Genomic DNA, 20,178 nt, shown 5'->3' on the forward strand with positions numbered 1-20,178 from the left:
GAAGATGCTACAATTACAAAACATTTCAGTTGATTATGTAACACCTCACGTTGTAAAGATTTCGTTATATCGTGAAAGACAAGCAAACTCATTATCTTTAGCGTTATTAGAAGAGTTACAAAACATATTAACTCAAATAAGTGAAGAGTCCAATACGCGTGTAGTTATTCTAACAGGTGCTGGTGAAAAAGCATTTTGTGCTGGTGCTGATTTAAAAGAACGTGCTGGTATGAATGAGGAACAAGTTCGCCATGCTGTTAGTATGATTCGCACGACTATGGAGATGGTTGAACAATTACCACAGCCAGTTATTGCTGCTATAAATGGAATCGCACTTGGTGGTGGTACGGAATTAAGTTTAGCTTGTGATTTTAGAATTGCTGCTGAATCTGCAAGTCTTGGTCTTACTGAAACGACACTTGCAATTATACCAGGAGCGGGTGGTACACAGCGCTTACCGAGATTAATTGGTGTTGGTAGAGCGAAAGAATTAATTTATACAGGTAGACGTATTTCAGCGCAAGAAGCAAAAGAATATGGTTTAGTAGAATTTGTTGTACCAGCTAATTTACTTGAAGAGAAAGCGATTGAAATAGCAGAGAAAATTGCTAGTAATGGACCTATTGCTGTTCGATTAGCAAAAGAGGCAATTTCAAATGGTATTCAAGTTGATTTACATACCGGATTACAAATGGAAAAACAAGCGTATGAAGGTGTAATCCATACGAAAGATAGATTAGAAGGATTACAAGCATTCAAGGAAAAACGCACACCAACGTATAAGGGGGAGTAAATATGTTAGATCAAAAACAACAATCTAATTCATTTGAAGAACGAGTTGAAACGATTAAACAAGGCGGCGCACCAAAGTATCATGAACAAAATAAAGCAAAAGGAAAATTATTTGTTCGAGATCGTTTAGCGCTTCTATTTGATAATGGCGAATATGTAGAAGATGCATTATTTGCTAACTGTGAACAAACAGGCTTACCTGCGGACGGCGTTGTAACGGCAACGGGTAAAATACATGGTCGTACTGCATGTGTAATGGCCAATGATTCTACTGTAAAAGCTGGATCATGGGGATCACGCACAGTTGAAAAGATTTTACGTATTCAAGAAACAGCTGAAAAACTACGTGTTCCGTTATTTTATTTAGTCGACTCTGCTGGAGCGCGCATTACAGATCAAGTAGAAATGTTCCCAGGGCGCCGTGGTGCAGGAAGAATCTTCTATAATCAAGTGAAATTATCAGGTAAAGTTCCTCAAGTATGCTTATTATTTGGACCTTCTGCAGCTGGTGGTGCCTATATTCCAGCCTTTTGCGACGTTGTAATGATGGTAGAAGGAAATGCATCTATGTATTTAGGATCTCCTCGTATGGCTGAGATGGTTATCGGTGAGAAGGTAACTTTAGAAGAGATGGGCGGAGCTCGTATGCATTGCTCTGTATCAGGATGCGGAGATGTTTTATGCAAGACAGAAGAAGATGCGATTACACAAGCAAGACAATACATTTCATATTTTCCAAATAACTACTTAGAAAAGACTCCATTGGTTACACCTCAAGAACCGAAACAATTCGATAAAACGTTAGAACAAATCATTCCAGAAAATCAAAATGCTCCTTTCAATATGAAAGATCTCATTAATAGAGTTATTGATGAAGGTTCATTCTATGAAGTAAAAAAATTATTTGCTCAAGAGCTAATTACAGGCTTAGCACGTATTGATGGTAAGCCTGTTGGTATTATTGCAAATCAGCCGCGTATGAAGGGCGGCGTATTATTCCATGATTCAGCTGATAAAGCTGCTAAGTTTATTAATTTATGTGATGCATATCATATTCCATTATTATTCCTTGCGGATGTACCAGGATTTATGATTGGAACAAAAGTAGAGCGTGCTGGTATTATTCGCCATGGTGCAAAAATGATTTCTGCAATGAGTGAAGCAACTGTACCGAAGATTTCTATCGTTGTTCGTAAAGCATATGGTGCTGGTTTATATGCGATGGCAGGTCCAGCATTTGAACCAGATTGTTGCCTGGCATTACCGACAGCCTCTATTGCGGTAATGGGTCCAGAAGCTGCGGTTAATGCTGTATATGCAAATAAAATTGCAGCTTTACCAGAAGAAGAGCGTGCTAGCTTCATTGCTGAAAAACGTGAAGAGTATAAGAAAGATATTGATATTTATCATTTAGCATCAGAGATGGTGATTGATGGTATTGTTCATCCAAACAATTTACGTGAAGAATTAAAAGGACGTTTCGAAATGTATATGAGTAAATATCAAGTATTCACGGATCGTAAACATCCTGTATATCCAGTTTAAAAGCCCTATTTAGGGCTTTCTTGCTCAAAAAGTTAAGGAGGGGAAAACATTGAAACAAGCAGTTTGGTTTCCAACAGAAGAGTACAAGGAAAAAACACGTTTATATGGTTGGATGAAATCATTGGGATATGAAGATTATGAAACTTTTTATAATAAATCTATCGAGGAAACAGTTTGGTTTTGGGGAGAGGCAGAAAAGGCAATAGGCTATCAATGGATGAAACCTTATACAGACGTGTTAGATTTAGAAAATGGTACACCGTTTGCACAGTGGTATAATGGCGGAACATGTAACGTTGTAGAATCAGCTTTATCCCGCTGGCTTGCGGATGAAGAGACGAGAATACAGCCAGCACTTCAGTACGAAGGGGAAAATGGAACTTCAAAATCATTTACATATGAAGAGCTTGACAACTGGGTAAGTCGTGTTGCAAATGGTTTGAAACACGCGGGTATTGAGAAAGGTGACCGTGTAACAATTTATATGCCGATGATTCCAGAAACAGTTGTTGCGATGCTAGCTGTAATGAAAATCGGAGCAATTATTTCACCAATATTCTCAGGCTTTGCGTCTGATGCAGTCATGACACGTGTGCAAGCGGCAGGTTCAAAAATGATTATTACCGCAGATGGATTTTCACGCCGAGGTAAAATTGTTTCTTTAAAAGATGAAGTAGATAAAGCTTGTGAACATTGCCCAACTGTTGAAAAAGTTGTTATCGTTCGTCATGCAGGAAATGATTTTACACCACATAACTATGATTTTTCGTGGAGTACGCTAGAAAAAGAAAAACCATTCATACATGCCGAGGAAATGCAAAGTGATGATCCATTAATGCTCATTTATACATCAGGAACGACTGGTAAGCCGAAAGGAACAGTACACACGCATGCAGGATTTCCTTTGAAAGCAGCTTTTGATGCAGGATTTGGAATGAATATTAAACAAGGTGATCGTGTATTATGGGTAACTGATATGGGCTGGATGATGGGGCCGTTTCTATTATTCGGTTCACTCATTAATGGAGCAACGATGGTTATGTACGAAGGTGTTCCAGACTTCCCAGAAGCAGACCGGTTATGGGAGACAGTTGATAAATATGAGATTACTCATCTAGGTATTTCGCCAACGTTAATCCGAGCATTGATGGCAAAAGGTGATGAGTATGTCAATAAACATTCTTTAAAGAGTTTGGAAGTATTCGCATCAACAGGAGAACCTTGGAATCCTGATCCATGGATGTGGCTGTTTGAAACAGTTGGAAAAGGAAATGTCCCAATCTGTAACTACTCAGGTGGAACTGAAATCTCTGGTGGGATTTTCGGTAATGTTCTTATTAAGCCAATAGCACCGATTAGTTTTAACGCATCTTTACCAGGAATGGCAGCTGTCGTACTGGATGATCAAGGTAAACCAATTCGAGATGAAGTCGGAGAATTATGCTTAGAGAAACCTTGGGTAGGTATGACGAAAAGCTTCTGGGAAGATGATGAACGTTACGTAAACACATATTGGTCGCGTTTTGAAAATAAATGGGTCCACGGTGACTGGGTCATTTACGATGGTGAACAATATATCATCACAGGGCGTTCAGACGATACGTTAAATATTGCAGGTAAACGTATTGGACCTGCTGAATATGAATCTATTCTTGTGAAACATAACGATGTAATCGAAGCTGCTGCAATTGGTGTACCTGACGAAGTAAAAGGTGAAGTTTGTCATTGTTTTGTAGTGTTAAGAGATCATGTAACATTCACAGGAGAATTAAAGAAAGAATTAATGAGTTTAGTAAACTCTCATATTGGAAAAGCGTTGTGTCCTAAAGACATCCACGTTGTAGAAGATTTACCGAAAACACGTAATTCTAAAGTAATGCGCCGTGTTATTAAAGCAGCTTACTTAGGAAAACAATTAGGTGATTTATCATCGCTTGTAAATCCTGAAGTTGTTCCGTTTATTCAGGGGTTACAGTCTAGTAAATTATAAAGTTAGAAAGGATCTCTATATAAATAGAGATCCTTTTTTTATGTTTATAAAAAGAAAAGAAGTGAATTTGATGAAGAAGAAAAATTTTACTATTAGTGTTAAGTATGTTTTTTAGTTTTAATCAAAATACGATATTATGGAATGTCTATTCAATGTAGAAATACTAATTTACAACAACAAGGTGATGACAAAGCGTGACTGCTTATATGTCTGTTTAAACCTTTACGTGTTAATATATAAAAAGCTGACTATAAGTGAACTGCACCCCAATTGTTAGACACAGTCTAACAATTGGAGGTGCAGTTTTTTGTATGACAAAATTTACGAAGGATTTAAAGTTAACGCTCGTTCAAGGATTTAATCCGAAAATAATTTCTCAAGCAGAATATGCAAAACAGATGCATATTACAAAGGCACAATTTCAATACTGGTTACGCTTATACGAACTCCATGGAGAAGAAGGTTTACACGAGGTCTATACAAATTACACCGCAGAGTTTAAACTAGACGTACTAAATTTTATGGCTCAATCGGGTATATCGTTAATGGATACAGCGGCTATATTCATGGTTCCTTCTTTTACAACGGTTTATCAATGGAAGAAGCAATTTGAAGTAGGTGGCTTAGATGCCCTTGAACCAAAGAAAAAGGGGCGTCCATCCATGAAAAATAAAAACACAAAACATGATACTAAAAAGATTCCGGCAGAAGGTTCAGTTGAAGCGTTACAAGCTGAATTAGAACGCTTACGTATGGAAAATGCGTATTTAAAAAAGTTGAATGCCTTAGTTCAAAACAAGGAAAAATCACCAAACAAGACAAGGCACAAGTAGTCTATGAATTAAGGCATGAGTTTCAAGTGAAAGAATTAGTAAAGTTAGCGGATATCCCTCGAAGCACCTATTATTTTTATGTAAAACAAATGGATAGAATCGATCCAGATGCCGATTTAAAAGTAGAAATTAAAGCGATTTATGATGAACACGAAGGTCGTTATGGATATCGTCGTATTCGTAATGAGTTAGCCAATCGTAATCAAATAGTGAATCATAAAAAAGTGCAACGAATTATGAAAGAGTTAGGTTTAAAATGTCTTGTACGTATGAAAAAATATAAATCTTATAAAGGAACAGTTGGTAAAATTGCACCTCATATTTTAGAGCGTAAATTTACGGCAGATACGCCAAATGAAAAATGGGTAACCGATATTACAGAATTTAAATTATTCGGTGAGAAACTTTATTTATCACCTGTATTAGACTTGTATAATGGTGAAATCATTACCTATACAATTGGCTCTAGACCGACGTATTCACTTGTTTCAGAAATGTTAGAGACAGCATTAGAAGGTTTACCTGAAAATCACCAACTAATGATGCATTCAGATCAAGGGTGGCATTATCAAATGAAACAGTACCGTCACGCATTACAAAAAAGAGGTATCGTACAAAGTATGTCTCGTAAAGGCAACTGTTATGACAACGCAGTAATGGAGAATTTCTTTGGAATCATGAAGTCTGAGTTTCTCTACATAAAAGAGTTTGAAAGTGTAGAGCACTTCAAAATAGAATTAGAAAAATATATAGATTATTACAATACAAAACGGATAAAGGCAAAATTAAAAATGAGCCCGGTGCAATACCGGACTCATTTTTATCAAGCTGCCTAATGAAATAACCGTGTCTAACTTTTAGGGGTCACTTCAAAGCAGTCAGCTTTTTATATATTACATTCTAGTATTTGCCGGGCAGTAATGCCCCCATCTAAAAATTCAGCAAAAGCAAGGAAGTAGGTGAGGGATCAACTTTCCGGAAAAGCCCGATTGGTTCCAAAAGACATATTCTTTCCTTTACGTTGACATTAAAAATATTACTAATTTTTTCTTTTACAATGGCAACAAATAAAGAAACATTTACAACGACACTTATTTCGTTTAGAACTCCAATTATCATCACGATGACACTTTTCTTTAGATTTCCACCAATCATCATTACAATGTTTTTCCTGAGAACTCCAATCGTCATCACAATGACACTTTTCTTTAGATTTCCACCAATCATCATTACAATGCTTTTTCTGAGAACTCCAATCATCATCACAATGATGCTTTTCTTTAGATTTCCACCAATCATCACAGCAATGCTTTTTCTGAGAACTCCAGCAATCATTTTTCCAGGACATTTATTTCTACCTCCTTTCAATAGTGTTCATATTATTCTATGTTTTAATAAAAAAATGGCTTGTTTATTAACCTACTATTTTATCTTTATATGATAGAGTGTCTTCTACTCGATATAGAATTCATACAAACTATGCTAATTTTTAAGAGAAAGTGGAGAGAACTACTACTAGTTATGGTATTTTTCAATAAACACTTGTTGAAGAAAATGTTCTGATTACAAATAATATCTTATTTTCGAGTACGCTTTTTAAATGTATATTTCACAATGAAAAATGGGAAATCCACAAATAAAGTCTATGTATATGTGAGTTAATGGGAAAATCTAGTGTGTTTTTAAGGGGCGTCTTATTTTAAAAAAAAGGTTTGTTTTAGAAAGTGGTGTCTAAACATTAAATGGAGTAGGACTAAATTCACGGCCGCTCATTAAAAAGCTTTTAATTAGGAGAAGTCTGTTTTTATAATGAATAATGAAAAGAAAGTTTGGTACAATTGTTTGTTTTTTTCTTTTTATGTGTTTGCCTCGTACCCTTTTAAGCTAGTGGACATACTTTACTAATAGAAAGGATTAGGGGGTGAGGTATTGGGTTCTCGATTTAATAATTGTAAAAAGAAGTGTACATGTAAACAAGATGATTGTTGGGAAGTATTCGAAGAGTGTAAAAAAGAACAGCATGAGAAATGTGATAATTCTTGTGTACAAGGAATTAGAGATGAACTTAAGAAATTAATTAATCGAACAGTTCAAATTAATACAGAGGGACGTACTTATGTAGGTACTGTTTCGTCTGTCAGTTGTGATGTAGTTAGGCTTGCGGCTATTCCTGGATCGGTTGGAGTAATTATTTCCATTTGTAAAATTGAAGCAATTTTCCCACCTGTTACAACGATTACTGCTGACTTTGATTTTAATGGTATTGATGTAGCAAACAAAGCATAATTAAGCTGCTTTTTTGTAAAGCCATTCACATGAATGGCTTTATTTTAATTTCATATAAAAGGAGAATATATTCTTTATATAGAAATAAGTTTGAGGTTATAAAGCATGATGTACGAAAGGAGCAAGGAAGTGATTAAACTAGAAAGTTTTAAGAAATCTGATTTTAAACAATTAATAAATTGGATTAATTCCGAAGAATTTCTAATACAATGGTCAGGAAATGCATTCACATTCCCTTTAGACGAACAGCAATTAGAGAAGTATATAGAAAGTGCAAATACACTCGCTTTCAAAGTGGTAGATGAAGAGACTTCAGACGTTATTGGTCATATTTCGCTTGGGCAAATAGATAATATTAATAAGTCCGCTAGAATTGGAAAAGTATTAGTTGGTAATACGAAGATGAGAGGACGTTCTATAGGAAAACATATGATGAAAGCAGTACTTCATATTGCTTTTGACGAATTAAAACTACATAGAGTAACTCTTGGTGTGTATGATTTTAATACATCGGCCATTTCATGTTACGAAAAAATAGGGTTTGTAAAAGAAGGCTTATTAAGAGAGTCAAAAAGAGTAGGAGAAACGTATTGGAATTTATGGGAAATGAGTATGTTAGAATATGAATGGAAGAAGTAGCAACAATAGTAATTTATAATTATATTATGTTAACAAAGGGGCTTGGTGGGTATAGTGGATAATAAAACAAAAATAATTTCAATTGCAGCTGTTTCGGGGGGAGGTAAAACTACAATTACAGAAAGATTAAAGCATAAGTTTAAAAACTCAAAAGCTCTATATTTTGATAGTTATACATTTGATAACTCTCCTGCTGATATTTGTAAATGGATTGATGATGGGGCGAATTACGACGAGTGGGTATTAACACCATTAATTCATGATATTGAGCAACTTATACAAAATAATACCTTAGACTATATTATTGTAGATTATCCTTTTGCATACTTAAATAGTGAGATGCGAAAATTCATTGATGTAACTATATTTATTGATACGCCTTTAGATATTGCGATGGCTAGAAGGATTTTGCGAGATTTTAAGGAAGGTACAATAGATGAAATACATAATGATTTGGAACATTACATGACATATGCGAGAAAAGCTTATTTAGAGGCAATTCATACTGTTAAGCCGAATTCAGATATCATATTGGATGGTTCTTTATCTGTAAGTGAAATAATTAATCACGCTGTAGAGGAACTTGGCCGAAGAGAAGTGATTGTCAATGGTTAAATGTATAGAGGAATATATACAAGTTGCTGATTTTAAAATGTATACGAAAATATTCCAAGGAAAGAAGAAGCAGCCTGTTATTATATTGGAATCAGGCTATGGTGATTATTCGAAGGCATGGAATCAAACTGCTGAAGAACTGACGGAATATGGTACGGTACTTACATACGATCGGGCTGGATTAGGCAAAAGCGGGAAGAGTTCCAAGAAACGTATTAGTTCTGAAATGGTAAAAGATTTGAGAACATGCTTAAATCTTTTACAACTGAAGCCACCTTATATTTTTGTAGGACATTCTTTTGGTGGTATAAATGCACGTTTATTTACTGATTTTTATCCTGAAGATATGTTGGGAATAGTTTTGGTTGATTCGACACCAGAAAATTATAAAGAAGCATTTTTGCCAATCATGTCTCCAGAATTTCAAGAAGCTTACTATAAACAATTTGTACATGAAAGTTCTTATGAAGAGTTTATGTTTAGTCTGGGTGAAGCAGATAAATATTGTCAGTCGACGAGAGATATTCCACTCGTCGTGTTAGCTGCTGGTAAAAAAGCTTTTTATTCGCAAGATGCACAAATAAAATGGTTACAATTGCAAGAAGAATTATTAAGATTATCAAACAAAAATAAACTAATAATTGCAGAACAAAGTGGTCATTATATTCAAAAAGATGAACCACATTATATAACAGATGCTGTTAGGTGGATAATTGAAGTAAGGGAGAGAGAAATGTGTACACTTTATTTCAATATAATTGGCAAGTAAGAGATGATTGGTTTAAGTGGTGTGAACAACTTTGAGAGGAAGATTTACTTTGCAAACTGGGGGTATGTTAGAAACATGATTTCAAGTATAGTTGGATTAGTGCTCTTCAAGGAGAAGAAGATAGCGAACCGCAATTTAAAGATTATCAATCGATTCAAAAAGTGAAAGCGTTATCTGATTTATATAAACGAGAACTTGAAGTTTTTTTTGCAGTCATGATCATCTAGCCTAGAATGCTGTATAAAAAGTTAATCATTGGTGCTTTGATTATATAACGTCTGCGAAATAAATAGTGTGAAGGACAGCTATTCTAACAAGTATTTTATGTAACGTTCGTATATTTAAATTTTTTTGTAATTAATCGAATTCTAATTTTTTAGAAACGGATAATGAGGTATGGGTGGTGCTCTTTTTATTGAATAAAATGAGTTTATTTTTCGGAATTTCCTTACAATATAAAAATTAAAATTTTATTTGTTGTTAAGAAAATATATGAGGAAAATAAAAAAAGAGGGCTAATGCCCTCTTTTTCTTTTAATTTGGTAATTAATCACAGATTGGTATCCCAAGCACTCTTAGAGCTAATGCTACTTGAAGGGAAATCTCTAATCTAGCAATTTCAATACCAGCTACTGAAAGAACTAAAAAAGGTTGTCCGTTTACAAATACAACGCAACTATCCATAGTTAAGCCTCCTTTCTAGTAATCTACTATAGTATATGAGTAGAACTTTAAAGTGTAATAGTTCAATTGTTGGATTTGATAGAATTAATAGATTAACCCATTTAAACTAAACAAACGAACACAACGAAAGGAAACAGAGATGGATGTATGCCTCAAAAAACATAGGTTTTAAGACATGTAATGGGATATGAAATTTATCATATTGGTCAGCTATCTATATGGGCGAGAGAGTTAAACTTGCAACCAGTTTCAGCAAATTTGCTTGGAAGAGGATGATAGAATTAAAAACCGACTTGCATCTCAAGCGCAAGTCGGTTTTATATATATAAGAAGATTTCTTAATTGAAATCCTCGGATTTTTTCTGACGTATATGTAAAAACATTAAGGTGGTAATGATTAAAAAAATCATTATAGTTTGTATAATTAAATTTTTAAACTGAAGCAATATTGTCCAAGATGTAAGGGCGTCTTTAAAAGCTTGGAGTGCAGAGTACGAGGAAGGATCAAAACCATACTGGAGCAACTTTTTTGTTTCAATAAATGAAATGTTTTCTTCATCTGCATCTAATATTACTGAAATTAGTCTAGTATCTCCAAGTTTTGCTGTACTGACAAAACTATAATTACCGTTAGTTGAAAAACTAGTTTGTAAGCCATCAACACCTTGAAGTTTAATGTTTTCATTAAGGGAATATATCATTTTATTCGTATTGAAAACCTGGGAATCTTTGAAGGTAAATTGGTAAGAGGTTAGTTTCGTAATATTCAATACATCTGGAAAATCTTTTACTAATCGTGCTGCTAGTTTAGCTGCGTCTATCGCTGTTGTAGTTGATTGTTTATTTGTATTATTATTAATTCCAGTAGAGTTTAGAAATGGAGATGGTTGTAATAACTTTAGTTCTTTTGCTTTTTTATTCATTAATACTGTAAAGTTATCTTCATTTCCAGCAATGTGTTCTGCTAGAGCGAGTGCAGAACGATTATTCCCTGCCAGTAGCAATGCATGAAGTAAATCACGAACCGTTGTTTTATCATTCGATGTTACTTGTATAGGGCTTGTTTCTACTCGGAAAACTTCGTTACTTATTTGTACTAAGTCATCTAACTGTATTTTTCTATCATTTAGTTGCTCCAATACGATATATTCTGTCATTAATTTAGATAAAGCAGCTGATTGTACTGGAGTTTCTTCATTTTTTTTATAAACAATTTCACCTGAATTAGCATTTATTAAAATAGCTGATTTAGCTTGAATAATCGGACCATTTACATAAAGATAAAAATATAAAACGATAAGTGCAGTAATAAAAAAAGATAATAATAAAATAGCGAATTTCTTTAAGAATTGCATAAGCGATCCTCCTATTATGACATCAATAATAGTATTGTAAAAAGGAATGCTTAATTAGGAAGAAAGAAAAGGTAAAGAATTTCTAAAGAATTATAAAGGATTATTAAATTTAGGGTAATTATGGAAAAAGTTCAATTTCTTATATGGTAAGAAATTGAACTTTTTATTTGTAATATTAACATTTGTATGGGAGTAGATTTACAGTGAATGTTGTTTTTTCGTCATCACTATATACTTCAATTGTTCCTTTATGCAATTCGACTATACTTTTTGCAATTGCTAATCCAAGTCCAGATCCACCAGTGTTTGTAGAGCGAGATTTCTCAACGCGATAAAAACGTTCAAAAATATGAGGTAAATCCGTACTAGGAATAGGTTGTCCGTAATTTGTTATATCAATTGTAATCATATTATTGCTTTCATAAGCAGTAAGGTCAATATAGCGACCTTCGCTTCCATAAGCGATAGCGTTTATAATAAGATTTTCAAACACACGCACTAATTTGTCACCATCAGCTAATACCATGAGCTTTTGAGACGGGAAAGAAGGCCGACATTCTATATTAGCTTCTTGAAATTGTATACGGAATTGAACAGTTAATTGTCCAAGTAACTCTACAATATCAATAGGAACAGAATACAAGCTTAATTCTTTATTTTGAACACGTGTATATTCGAACAAGTCATTCATTAATGCATTAAGACGAGTTACCTTATCGTAAATGACTTGAATATAGTATCGCAATTCCACTTCATCTCTATAATTATCATGATGGATTAAATTTACGTATCCAACTATAGAGGTAAGGGGAGTGCGTAAGTCATGTGATACATTTGTAATAAGTTCACTTTTTGCTTGTTCAGCTTGTCTTTCTTCATCAATGGAGACTTTTAATTGTTCAACAATTTCATTGACCCCGATTGCTAATTCTTCTAGATAATTATGATTTACAATAGAAACTTTATGATTGAAGTTTCCATTTGCAATATAACGAATTTCTTCTATCATTTTTTTTATACAAGTTTCATAATAAAGTTTTTTCTCGTGACGATAAAAAATGTAAAGATAGGATGAAAAAATAGAAAATAAAAACAAATAAGATACAATCATCATCCATAAAGACTCTTTAATCCCTTTATACTTTTCATAACCAAAAATTCGAATGAATTCTTTACCGAGTTCGGTTAGAGTAAGTGAACTTTCAATTACACTCGTAACGAGGCGATAAATAATTAATTCAGTAATAGGAGTGAGTGTGATAGCTAATAAAAGCCAAAAAATAAGTTTCCATTTAGGAATATCTTTTAATATATCAAATGCTTCATTTCTCAATTTTATAGCCAACTCCCCAAACAGTATGAATAAATTTTTCTCCATTTATTACTGTTTCAAGTTTATCTCGTAAGTTGCTAATATGGACCATTACCGTCTTATTTGAACCATAACCATCTTCATTCCAAACGCGTTCGAAAATTTCTTCTGAACTAAATACTCTTCCTGTATTACTCGCAAGTAAATATAAAATATCGAATTCAATAGAGGTTAGTTTAATGTACTCTCCATTTACTTTAACTGTATGATTATGTTTGTGTATTTCAACAGAGCGAATACGAATAATACCATCTTCATTCTTTTGCGAAGTAGCATTTTGGAAAGAGGATCTTCGTAATAAAGCTTTCACTCTAGCTACTAATTCTAATGGATTGAATGGTTTGATCATATAATCATCGGCACCTGTCATAAGGCCTAATATTTTATCCATATCTTCTGCTTTTGCACTAAGCATTAGAATTGGTACAGTATTATTTTCACGCACTTCCTGACAAACTTCTAATCCGTTTCGTTTTGGCATCATAATATCCAAAATCATAAGGTCAACTTCATATGTAGAAACCTTTTGCAATGCTTCATCGCCATCATAAGCTTTATAAATGTTATAGCCTTCATTTCGCAAATAAACAGCAAGTAATTCAACAATTTCTTTATCATCATCAATAATTAATATGTTTTTATTCATTGTGTAGTTCCTTTCCTTACAAATCATCAACATTACTATAATATCAAACATTTATGTACTTGTAGCGATGATTCTGTATAAAATTTCATGTAACGTATTAAAAAGGAGTAAAAAGATTAATATCGAATATAAAATAACAAAGATATTTAGATTCTACATTATAATGAAAGGTAGTTATAAGGAGGATTTTCTATGTTATGTAATGATAAATATTCATTTACTCCAACTGGAAAAATAGAAAATGATATTAAAGCTTTTCTACTAAAATATAATAAAGAGTTTACATATAAACATTCAATTCGTGTGGCAAATGAGGCAAAAAAGATTGCAGAAAAGTTTCACGTAGATAAAGAAAAAGCAGCAATTGCAGGATATTTACATGATATTAGTGGCATTTTTCCAAACGAGGAGCGGATTGCAGTTGCTGAAGAATTTGGTGTAGAAATAGTGGAAGCGGAAAGAAAGTTTCCTATGATTATTCATCAAAAATTATCGAGGGTAATCGCAAAAGAAATATTTAAAGTCGAAGATGAAGAGATTTTAAATGCAATTTGTTGCCATACAACGTTGCGTAAACATGCAACGAAGATGGATTTAGTATTATTTGTTGCAGATAAAATAGAATGGGATCAAAAAGGGACACCACCATATTTAATAGAAATAAAAAAAGGATTGGGAAAATCTTTGGAAAAAGCAGCTTTTGTATATATTTCATATTTGTGGGAAAGGAAAGATACATTGAAAGTTATACACCCGTGGCTAGAAGAAGCATATTGGGATTTAAAAAGAATTGTACAGTAGAAAGGACAAGGAAATGCAATTAAAAGAATATATGAATCAAACATTTCCAGAAGTTACATTAGGACCCTACTTATTATCTCAGTGGGAAAATCATTTGCATTTTGATTTCGGAAAAGATAAATATCAAATTGTAGAAGGAACCAACGATTTAAATATGGAATACTTTTCTCAACTATATACATATAATAAATTCTTATTTGAAGACATATTTTCAAAAGAAGATGTAGTGTTTGTAGTGACAAATGTTTATAGATTTAAAAAGGAAAACATAAAAACTCCACAGAAAATAAATGTATACAATAAATATATTAAGAAAAGAGATTTAAGATTTCATATAAGACAAGAAACATTACCGTTTCTATTTGAAGATGAAGAAGCAGAGTTATATTGTACATATCAATTTTCTTTAAAATGTCTCGTAGAAGATATTAAGTATGAATCGCTTATACAAGCTGCTAATCATGAGGATTTTTCTGATTTGTATCCTCGATTTGGACGAAAAAAAGAAATTTTTTATCCAGATGTATTTCTCATTAATGCAACGAAAGATATTGTCATGTTTATGTATGATGATAGAGGATGTGAAGTAATTGCGAAGAATAAAGAAATAATACGAGATTTATATAAGAAATACAAAGAATGGATTCCAGATTATGAACGAGAAAGTATAGATAACATATTTAAATGACAATAGGGGAAGTGAAGCGTGTAATGAAACGTATTGCAATTGTATCTGCATGGGAACCAGAACTGACGTATTTGCATCAACATTATCCGAGTGAACGTGTTGAAAAAAGGGCAGCTTGGGAATTTCATTTTCATACTATTAATGAGCTGGAAATTATATCAGTTGTTACTGGTGTCGGTAAAGTAAGCTGCGCTAGTTGTGTACAATTGTTAATTAGTGAGTTTCAGCCAGATGAGTTGTTTATGACAGGAATATGCGGAAGTTTATCAAACAAGGTGAAAAACGGTCATATTGTAGTCGCACTAAACGCAATACAACATGATGTTACTGCTGCTGGTTCAGGGGAAGATGTTTTTAATTTATATAACGGTAGAACAGCACCTATTGAAACAACAAAATCACTTGTAAGAAGAATAAAAAAAATACGATCGTATGATCCGATACATTTCGGTACATTTTTATCAGGAGATCAACGTATTCGTAGTTCGGAAATGAGATATTTACTCCATACCGTATATGGAGCATTGGCAGTTGATCAAGAAGTAGCAGCTTTCGCCTATGTATGCCAAATAAATAAAAAACCATTTCTCTGTTTAAAAGCTGCTTCAGATCAAGCAAATGATAAAACGAAAGAAGAACAAAAAATCTTTAAAATGCTAGCATGTGAAAGAGCATGTGAGCATTTAATTGCTTTTTTACGTGTTTATGAGGTTAATGTAGTAAATAATAGATAGTTTGTTATAAAACAAATCAATAGTGAGTTATATGTAGGGAAATGTCCGCTTATTTCAAATTAAGAGCTGAAATTTATAATAGATGGAATATATTATATGGGTACACGTTGAGTTTAATATAAGCAGTTGGAGGGCAATTTTATATGATTCAATATAAAAGGTGTAGTGAAGTAAATATTGATTTAGTATATGAAGCTTTTAAAGATGGATTTTCAGATTACATTATTAAGATGGAGGTTTCAAAAGAGGATTTTATACAACGTTTTTTGGGACCAGAAGGTAATTTGCTAGAACATTCTTTTCTTGCTTTAGAAGAAGGCAAACCTGTTGGCGTAATACTAGGTGGTATAAAGGATTATGAAAGTATAAAGACTATGCGCTGTGGAACATTAGCGGTTCATCCTAATTACCGCGGTATTGGTGTAAGTCAAAAATTATTTGAACTGCATAAAGAAGAGGCGATTCAACATGGATGTAAGCAACTTTTTCTCGAAGTCATTGTAGGAAATGACCGAGCGATTCATTTTTATAATAAGTTGGGCTATGAAAAAGTGTACGATCTTTCTTATTATAATTTAAATGATTTGACTAAAATAATGAATAAAGATTGTAAGGATAGTGAAGTAAAACAATTAGAATTTCCAACTTTTAAAGATGAAATTCAGAAATGGTTAAACTTCCATATAAATTGGCAAAATGATATTGATTATATCAAAAAAACAAATAATGTATTTTATGGTGCATATGTCGATAATGACTTAAAAGGCTCTCTATGTGTAAATAAACAAGGTAAAATTAGTTTTATTTTCGTAGACAAAGATTATAGAAATATTGGTGTTGGGATGAAATTATTACAAGTAGCAAGAGAAGAATTAAATTTATCAAGTTTATCAATTGGGTTTCCTAACAATAATTTACTGGAAGGTTTTCTTAAGAAATGTGGATTTGAAAAGAATTCTTTAGCGCAATATGAAATGTATTTATTACTCTAAGAGCGGAAAGATTTATTCTTTTCGCTTTTTATTTTGCTGTTATGTTGGTAAATGCTCCGCAACTATAATTTATAATGAGAGGGATTTTGTTTATCCTTAAGTTATTTTTTAAATTGTCAATTTCATGCTAATAATTTTCTTTGTATAATATTCTAATTTTATGTAGAATAGATACGATGGGAGGGGATGAAATGAATAATGGATTAAAGTTTAAGATTTTTGAATTGCATTGTCTCGTTCAAAAGACTTATTCTGATATTAAAATAGCGTGTGATATTGCTATTTATCAAGAAAACACTTCTAAATATTTAATTTCATTAGGATTTTTAAATAAATCATATATGACTTATATAGAAGCAAAAAGATTCTATCGCGAAAATGAAGAGCTTGTAAGTGTAGAATTTGATAATTTCTTTGATATGTATGAAAAATTAGAAAACGAATTAAAACAAGTTATTTCAACTGAAGATAAAAATCCTTCATTGTTACATAGCAGACTTGATCAGTTTCAGCAGAAAGTTGAAAATATAAATGACCTAATAAAAGTATTGCAAAATGCTCGTTAATGAATGCTTTTTTCTGTTCGTATAGAAATTATGTATTAAAAACATTTTAGGGATATTACATATTGAAGAGGTGGCTTTTGTAGATTACAAAAGTCATCTTTTTATGTTAGGAATAGATTGTATACATTTTAGCAGTTTCATATAAATAATAGAAATTTATACGAGGTAAATATCATGGGAAATAAAAAAGAAATAGCTATAGTTGCATTAACAACAGGATTCGTTTTAACAAGTGTAACACCATATGGAGTAGGTCATGCAGAGGAACCTGGTCAAATGCAAGTTGAAATTCAAGAGGATTCGTTCCGTACAGGTGATCTGACACAACCATCAAAAAAGGCACCAGAGAATGTAGTGAAAGATGCACTTAAGGAAAATACGGAGCATGCTTTGTCTCCAAAACAAGTTAGTGCAGAAACAGGAGTAGATTACAAGGTTCTTCAAAAACGTGGTTCTTATGATGGAACTACACTTGTGCGCATGCAACAAATATATGAAGGAAAAGAAGTATATGGCCACCAGTTGACTGCTCACGTAGATAAAAAAGGTATTATTAAAAGCATTTCAGGAGCTAGCGCACAAAATTTAACACAAGAAGATTTAAAGAAACCTATTAATTTATCAAAAGAAGAAGCAAAACAATATATTTATAAAAAGTACGGAAACGATACTAAATTTATTTCTGAGCCAGAAGTTAAGGCAGTTATTTTTGTTGATGAAAATCATGGGCAGGCTAGCAATGCATATCAAGTTACATTTGCTGCTACAACACCAAATTATGTATCTGGAACTTATTTAGTGAATGCTCATAATGGTGAAATGTTAAAAGATATGGTACAAGAATCAAGTTTGAAAATAAGTGAAGAGTATGTTGAATCCGTTAAGGAAAATAAAACTAGCAATTTTACATCATTAACTGGAACAGGAAAAGATGATTTAGGCGTAACTCGTACATTTGGTATTTCTACACAGACCAGTGGGAATTATGCGCTTGCTGATTACACAAGAGGACAAGGAATTGAGACATATGATGTAAATTATAGAGATATTACAAATGAAGAAAGTTATTATCCTGGTATACTAGCAACTAGTGTTTCAACAACATTTAATGATCCAAAGGCGGTAAGCGCTCATTTCTTAGCAACAAAGGTATACGATTTTTATAAAGAAAAATATAAGCGTAATAGTTTTGATAATAAAGGAAAAAAAGTAGTTTCAGTTGTACATGCATGGGATTCTGGAGGGACAAATGATCCTGAAAATTGGGAGAATGCATTTAGTACTAATATTAATAACATTAGTATGCTTTTATATGGAGATCCCATGGTAAAAGCGTTCGATATAGCCGGTCATGAATTTACACATGCAGTTACATCAAGTGAATCTAACCTTGAATTTTCAGGAGAATCTGGGGCAATTAACGAGGCATTATCGGATATTATGGGAACGGCTATAGAGAAATACATAAATAATGGGGAATTTAACTGGACAATAGGAGAACAAACTGGATCGACTTTTCGTAATATGAAAAATCCAACTGCAATTAATTTTTCAGAAGGACTACCGTATCCGGATGATTATAGTAAATATAATGATTTAAATGGAGAGGATTATGGAGGCGTTCATTTTAACTCAAGTATTATTAATAAAGTTGCGTATTTAATGGCACAAGGTGGTACTCATAACGGTGTAAATGTAAATGGTATTGGTGAAGATAGAATGTTTGATATTTTCTATTATGCAAATACTGATGAATTAAATATGACTTCTAATTTCTCTGAATTGAAATTGGCATGCCTTAAAGTGGCAACTAATAAATATGGAGCGAACTCAATTGAAGTTCAAGCAGTCCAAAATGCTTTTGATGCGGCAAAAATTACAGGAACGGTGAAAGAGAACGAAAAAACAGCAGAAAACCAAGCTCCAGAGTTAACTGTACCGTTTACGATTACACTACGTGTAGGTGATACGTTTGATCCAATGAGAAATGTAAAAGCTGTTGATAAAGAAGATGGTGATTTAACAAATAAAGTAAAGCATAAAGGCGATGTAGATACTTCAAAACCAGGTACATACATTGTGGAATACTTGGTCGTTGATTCCCAAGGGAGAAATACAACGGCTAGACAGACTGTAATTGTAGAGGGAAATGGAGAAACATCAGATTTAGAACCTAAATTAACAGTGCCTGTTGGAGCGACAATTCATGTAGGAGATTCATTTGTTCCAATGGCAGAAGTATTAGCTATCGATAAAGAAGACGGCGATCTCACTTCTAAAATCAAAGTTGATGGTGAAGTAGATACAACTAAAGCCGGTACTTACGTATTAACGTACACGGTTACAGATTCTAAAGGTCATGAAGTAACGGCGAAGCAAACTGTAACGGTCAAAGTTAGAGAAGAAGTTAAAAATGATAAACCAATACTAAAAGTACCTGCTACAACTTCAATTACTGAGGGTGATCAATTTGATCCATTGGTAGGGGTATCAGCTACGGATAAAGAGGACGGTGACCTTATTTCTAAAGTAGCGTATGAAGGAACTATAGATACAACTAAAGCTGGTACTTATGAAATAATATATAGTGTTAGAGATTCCGTGGGTAATGAGGTAAATGCAATACAAAAAGTATTAGTGAAAGATAAAGAAACTAGCAAAGCTAATGGCCTTGCTAATAAGGAAAATAAGAGTAATATCTCAAACAACAGTAATAGCGATAAAAAAGAATATACATATAAGGAGCTACCAAAGACGGGTGTAAGTACAACTAACAGTGCAGCAATCGGCATATTGATGATTATTACAGGCACAGTACTCACTTTTGTTCGCAAATTTAGAAAGATACAAAAATAATAGTAGGGATCATTC

At 33.0% G+C, this 20,178-nt stretch carries 19 protein-coding genes and 2 pseudogenes; 16 read left to right on the forward strand and 5 right to left on the reverse strand.

What is annotated here, in order from left to right:
• Positions 1–4: 4 nt before the first annotated feature.
• The 4 genes from C3Y97_RS12245 (at position 5) to C3Y97_RS12260 (ending at position 5,996) form a co-directional block, all read left to right on the forward strand.
• Positions 5–793, forward strand: coding sequence for an enoyl-CoA hydratase (locus C3Y97_RS12245; protein ID WP_000939818.1), 789 nt, complete (start codon positions 5–7; stop codon positions 791–793).
• Between the two features lie 2 nt (positions 794–795).
• Entirely contained in the window at positions 796–2,337 is a 1,542-nt protein-coding gene (locus tag C3Y97_RS12250) for an acyl-CoA carboxylase subunit beta (RefSeq protein ID WP_000886744.1), read from the forward strand.
• 49 nt (positions 2,338–2,386) lie between these two features.
• Positions 2,387–4,327, forward strand: coding sequence for an AMP-binding protein (locus C3Y97_RS12255; RefSeq protein ID WP_136363410.1), 1,941 nt, complete (start codon positions 2,387–2,389; stop codon positions 4,325–4,327).
• A 311-nt stretch (positions 4,328–4,638) separates the two neighbouring features.
• Positions 4,639–5,996 (forward strand): IS3-like element ISBce18 family transposase gene (locus C3Y97_RS12260; RefSeq protein ID WP_127063940.1). Its coding sequence is split into 2 segments (ribosomal slippage): positions 4,639–5,095 and positions 5,095–5,996, totalling 1,359 coding nucleotides; the frame shifts between segments, so codons are not numbered across the junction.
• A gap of 94 nt (positions 5,997–6,090) precedes the next feature.
• Here C3Y97_RS12260 and C3Y97_RS12265 read toward each other — a convergent pair.
• The gene (locus C3Y97_RS12265) at positions 6,091–6,528 is read right to left on the reverse strand and encodes a hypothetical protein (RefSeq protein ID WP_176396432.1); all 438 of its coding nucleotides are present in this window, start codon (positions 6,526–6,528) and stop codon (positions 6,091–6,093) included.
• Positions 6,529–7,089: 561 nt separating this feature from the next.
• Between C3Y97_RS12265 and C3Y97_RS12270 the strand changes: the two genes are divergently transcribed.
• The 5 genes and pseudogenes from C3Y97_RS12270 to C3Y97_RS28105 form a co-directional block, all read left to right on the forward strand.
• Positions 7,090–7,446: a hypothetical protein gene (locus C3Y97_RS12270; RefSeq protein WP_000535576.1), complete on the forward strand. Its 357-nt coding sequence runs from the start codon at positions 7,090–7,092 to the stop codon at positions 7,444–7,446.
• A gap of 105 nt (positions 7,447–7,551) precedes the next feature.
• A complete protein-coding gene (locus C3Y97_RS12275; RefSeq protein WP_000990082.1) occupies positions 7,552–8,085 on the forward strand; it encodes a GNAT family N-acetyltransferase in 534 nt (177 codons plus the stop codon).
• A gap of 45 nt (positions 8,086–8,130) precedes the next feature.
• Entirely contained in the window at positions 8,131–8,700 is a 570-nt protein-coding gene (locus C3Y97_RS12280; protein ID WP_000513268.1) for a nucleoside/nucleotide kinase family protein, read from the forward strand.
• Entirely contained in the window at positions 8,693–9,469 is a 777-nt protein-coding gene (locus tag C3Y97_RS12285; protein ID WP_000237651.1) for an alpha/beta fold hydrolase, read from the forward strand. Before C3Y97_RS12280 ends, C3Y97_RS12285 begins: the two co-directional genes overlap by 8 nt.
• Positions 9,436–9,712, forward strand: a pseudogene (locus C3Y97_RS28105) (DinB family protein); the annotation flags it as partial. The gene C3Y97_RS12285 and the pseudogene C3Y97_RS28105, both read left to right, overlap by 34 nt.
• 303 nt (positions 9,713–10,015) lie before the next feature.
• Here the strand turns inward: C3Y97_RS28105 and C3Y97_RS12295 are convergent.
• On the reverse strand, positions 10,016–10,153 hold the full coding sequence (locus tag C3Y97_RS12295) for a DUF3956 domain-containing protein (RefSeq protein WP_000376554.1): 138 nt from the start codon (positions 10,151–10,153) through the stop codon (positions 10,016–10,018).
• Positions 10,154–10,318: 165 nt separating this feature from the next.
• Here C3Y97_RS12295 and C3Y97_RS12300 point away from each other — a divergent pair.
• Positions 10,319–10,429 (forward strand): annotated as a pseudogene (locus C3Y97_RS12300) (DinB family protein); the annotation flags it as partial.
• A gap of 62 nt (positions 10,430–10,491) precedes the next feature.
• Here C3Y97_RS12300 and C3Y97_RS12305 read toward each other — a convergent pair.
• The 3 genes from C3Y97_RS12305 to C3Y97_RS12315 form a co-directional block, all read right to left on the reverse strand.
• On the reverse strand, positions 10,492–11,508 hold the full coding sequence (locus C3Y97_RS12305) for a D-alanyl-D-alanine carboxypeptidase family protein (RefSeq protein ID WP_001160054.1): 1,017 nt from the start codon (positions 11,506–11,508) through the stop codon (positions 10,492–10,494).
• Positions 11,509–11,683: 175 nt separating this feature from the next.
• Positions 11,684–12,841 carry a sensor histidine kinase gene (locus C3Y97_RS12310; RefSeq protein ID WP_001243308.1) on the reverse strand — a complete coding sequence of 386 codons (1,158 nt, stop codon included), beginning with the start codon at positions 12,839–12,841 and terminating at the stop codon, positions 11,684–11,686.
• Complete coding sequence (locus tag C3Y97_RS12315) at positions 12,831–13,526, reverse strand: response regulator transcription factor (protein WP_001038807.1); 696 nt, start codon at positions 13,524–13,526, stop codon at positions 12,831–12,833. Before C3Y97_RS12315 ends, C3Y97_RS12310 begins: the two co-directional genes overlap by 11 nt.
• A gap of 192 nt (positions 13,527–13,718) precedes the next feature.
• On the opposite strand from C3Y97_RS12315, the gene yqeK reads away from it, so the two are divergent.
• The 6 genes from yqeK (at position 13,719) to C3Y97_RS12345 (ending at position 20,163) form a co-directional block, all read left to right on the forward strand.
• On the forward strand, positions 13,719–14,327 hold the full coding sequence (gene yqeK / locus C3Y97_RS12320) for a bis(5'-nucleosyl)-tetraphosphatase (symmetrical) YqeK (RefSeq protein WP_000882449.1): 609 nt from the start codon (positions 13,719–13,721) through the stop codon (positions 14,325–14,327).
• Between the two features lie 13 nt (positions 14,328–14,340).
• Positions 14,341–15,015 (forward strand): DUF3885 domain-containing protein, encoded by a 675-nt coding sequence (locus C3Y97_RS12325; protein ID WP_001176117.1) that lies wholly within the window; start codon positions 14,341–14,343, stop codon positions 15,013–15,015.
• The gene (gene mtnN, locus C3Y97_RS12330; protein ID WP_001987381.1) at positions 15,012–15,749 is read left to right on the forward strand and encodes a 5'-methylthioadenosine/S-adenosylhomocysteine nucleosidase; all 738 of its coding nucleotides are present in this window, start codon (positions 15,012–15,014) and stop codon (positions 15,747–15,749) included. Before C3Y97_RS12325 ends, mtnN begins: the two co-directional genes overlap by 4 nt.
• 143 nt (positions 15,750–15,892) lie before the next feature.
• Positions 15,893–16,741, forward strand: a complete 849-nt coding sequence (locus tag C3Y97_RS12335) for a GNAT family N-acetyltransferase (RefSeq protein ID WP_000617060.1) — start codon at positions 15,893–15,895, stop codon at positions 16,739–16,741.
• A gap of 191 nt (positions 16,742–16,932) precedes the next feature.
• The gene (locus tag C3Y97_RS12340) at positions 16,933–17,307 is read left to right on the forward strand and encodes a hypothetical protein (protein WP_001059024.1); all 375 of its coding nucleotides are present in this window, start codon (positions 16,933–16,935) and stop codon (positions 17,305–17,307) included.
• 174 nt (positions 17,308–17,481) lie between these two features.
• The gene (locus C3Y97_RS12345) at positions 17,482–20,163 is read left to right on the forward strand and encodes a M4 family metallopeptidase (RefSeq protein ID WP_086404157.1); all 2,682 of its coding nucleotides are present in this window, start codon (positions 17,482–17,484) and stop codon (positions 20,161–20,163) included.
• The last annotated feature ends 15 nt before the right edge of the window (positions 20,164–20,178 follow it).

It is taken from the genome of Bacillus sp. DU-106 (assembly GCF_004799705.1).
Lineage (GTDB): Bacteria > Bacillota > Bacilli > Bacillales > Bacillaceae_G > Bacillus_A > Bacillus_A cereus.

Bases quoted from the DNA above. Each gene is read 5' to 3' on its own strand.
- C3Y97_RS12295 (WP_000376554.1), bottom strand. From the start codon at position 10,153: ATGGATAGTTGCGTTGTATTTGTAAACGGACAACCTTTTTTAGTTCTT.
- C3Y97_RS12335 (WP_000617060.1), top strand. From the start codon at position 15,893: ATGATTCAATATAAAAGGTGTAGTGAAGTAAATATTGATTTAGTATAT.
- C3Y97_RS12345 (WP_086404157.1), top strand. From the start codon at position 17,482: ATGGGAAATAAAAAAGAAATAGCTATAGTTGCATTAACAACAGGATTC.
- C3Y97_RS12250 (WP_000886744.1), top strand. From the start codon at position 796: ATGTTAGATCAAAAACAACAATCTAATTCATTTGAAGAACGAGTTGAA.
- C3Y97_RS12245 (WP_000939818.1), top strand. From the start codon at position 5: ATGCTACAATTACAAAACATTTCAGTTGATTATGTAACACCTCACGTT.
- mtnN (WP_001987381.1), top strand. From the start codon at position 15,012: ATGACAATAGGGGAAGTGAAGCGTGTAATGAAACGTATTGCAATTGTA.
- C3Y97_RS12325 (WP_001176117.1), top strand. From the start codon at position 14,341: ATGCAATTAAAAGAATATATGAATCAAACATTTCCAGAAGTTACATTA.
- C3Y97_RS12305 (WP_001160054.1), bottom strand. From the start codon at position 11,508: ATGCAATTCTTAAAGAAATTCGCTATTTTATTATTATCTTTTTTTATT.
- C3Y97_RS12285 (WP_000237651.1), top strand. From the start codon at position 8,693: ATGGTTAAATGTATAGAGGAATATATACAAGTTGCTGATTTTAAAATG.
- yqeK (WP_000882449.1), top strand. From the start codon at position 13,719: ATGTTATGTAATGATAAATATTCATTTACTCCAACTGGAAAAATAGAA.
- C3Y97_RS12315 (WP_001038807.1), bottom strand. From the start codon at position 13,526: ATGAATAAAAACATATTAATTATTGATGATGATAAAGAAATTGTTGAA.
- C3Y97_RS12275 (WP_000990082.1), top strand. From the start codon at position 7,552: ATGATGTACGAAAGGAGCAAGGAAGTGATTAAACTAGAAAGTTTTAAG.
- C3Y97_RS12340 (WP_001059024.1), top strand. From the start codon at position 16,933: ATGAATAATGGATTAAAGTTTAAGATTTTTGAATTGCATTGTCTCGTT.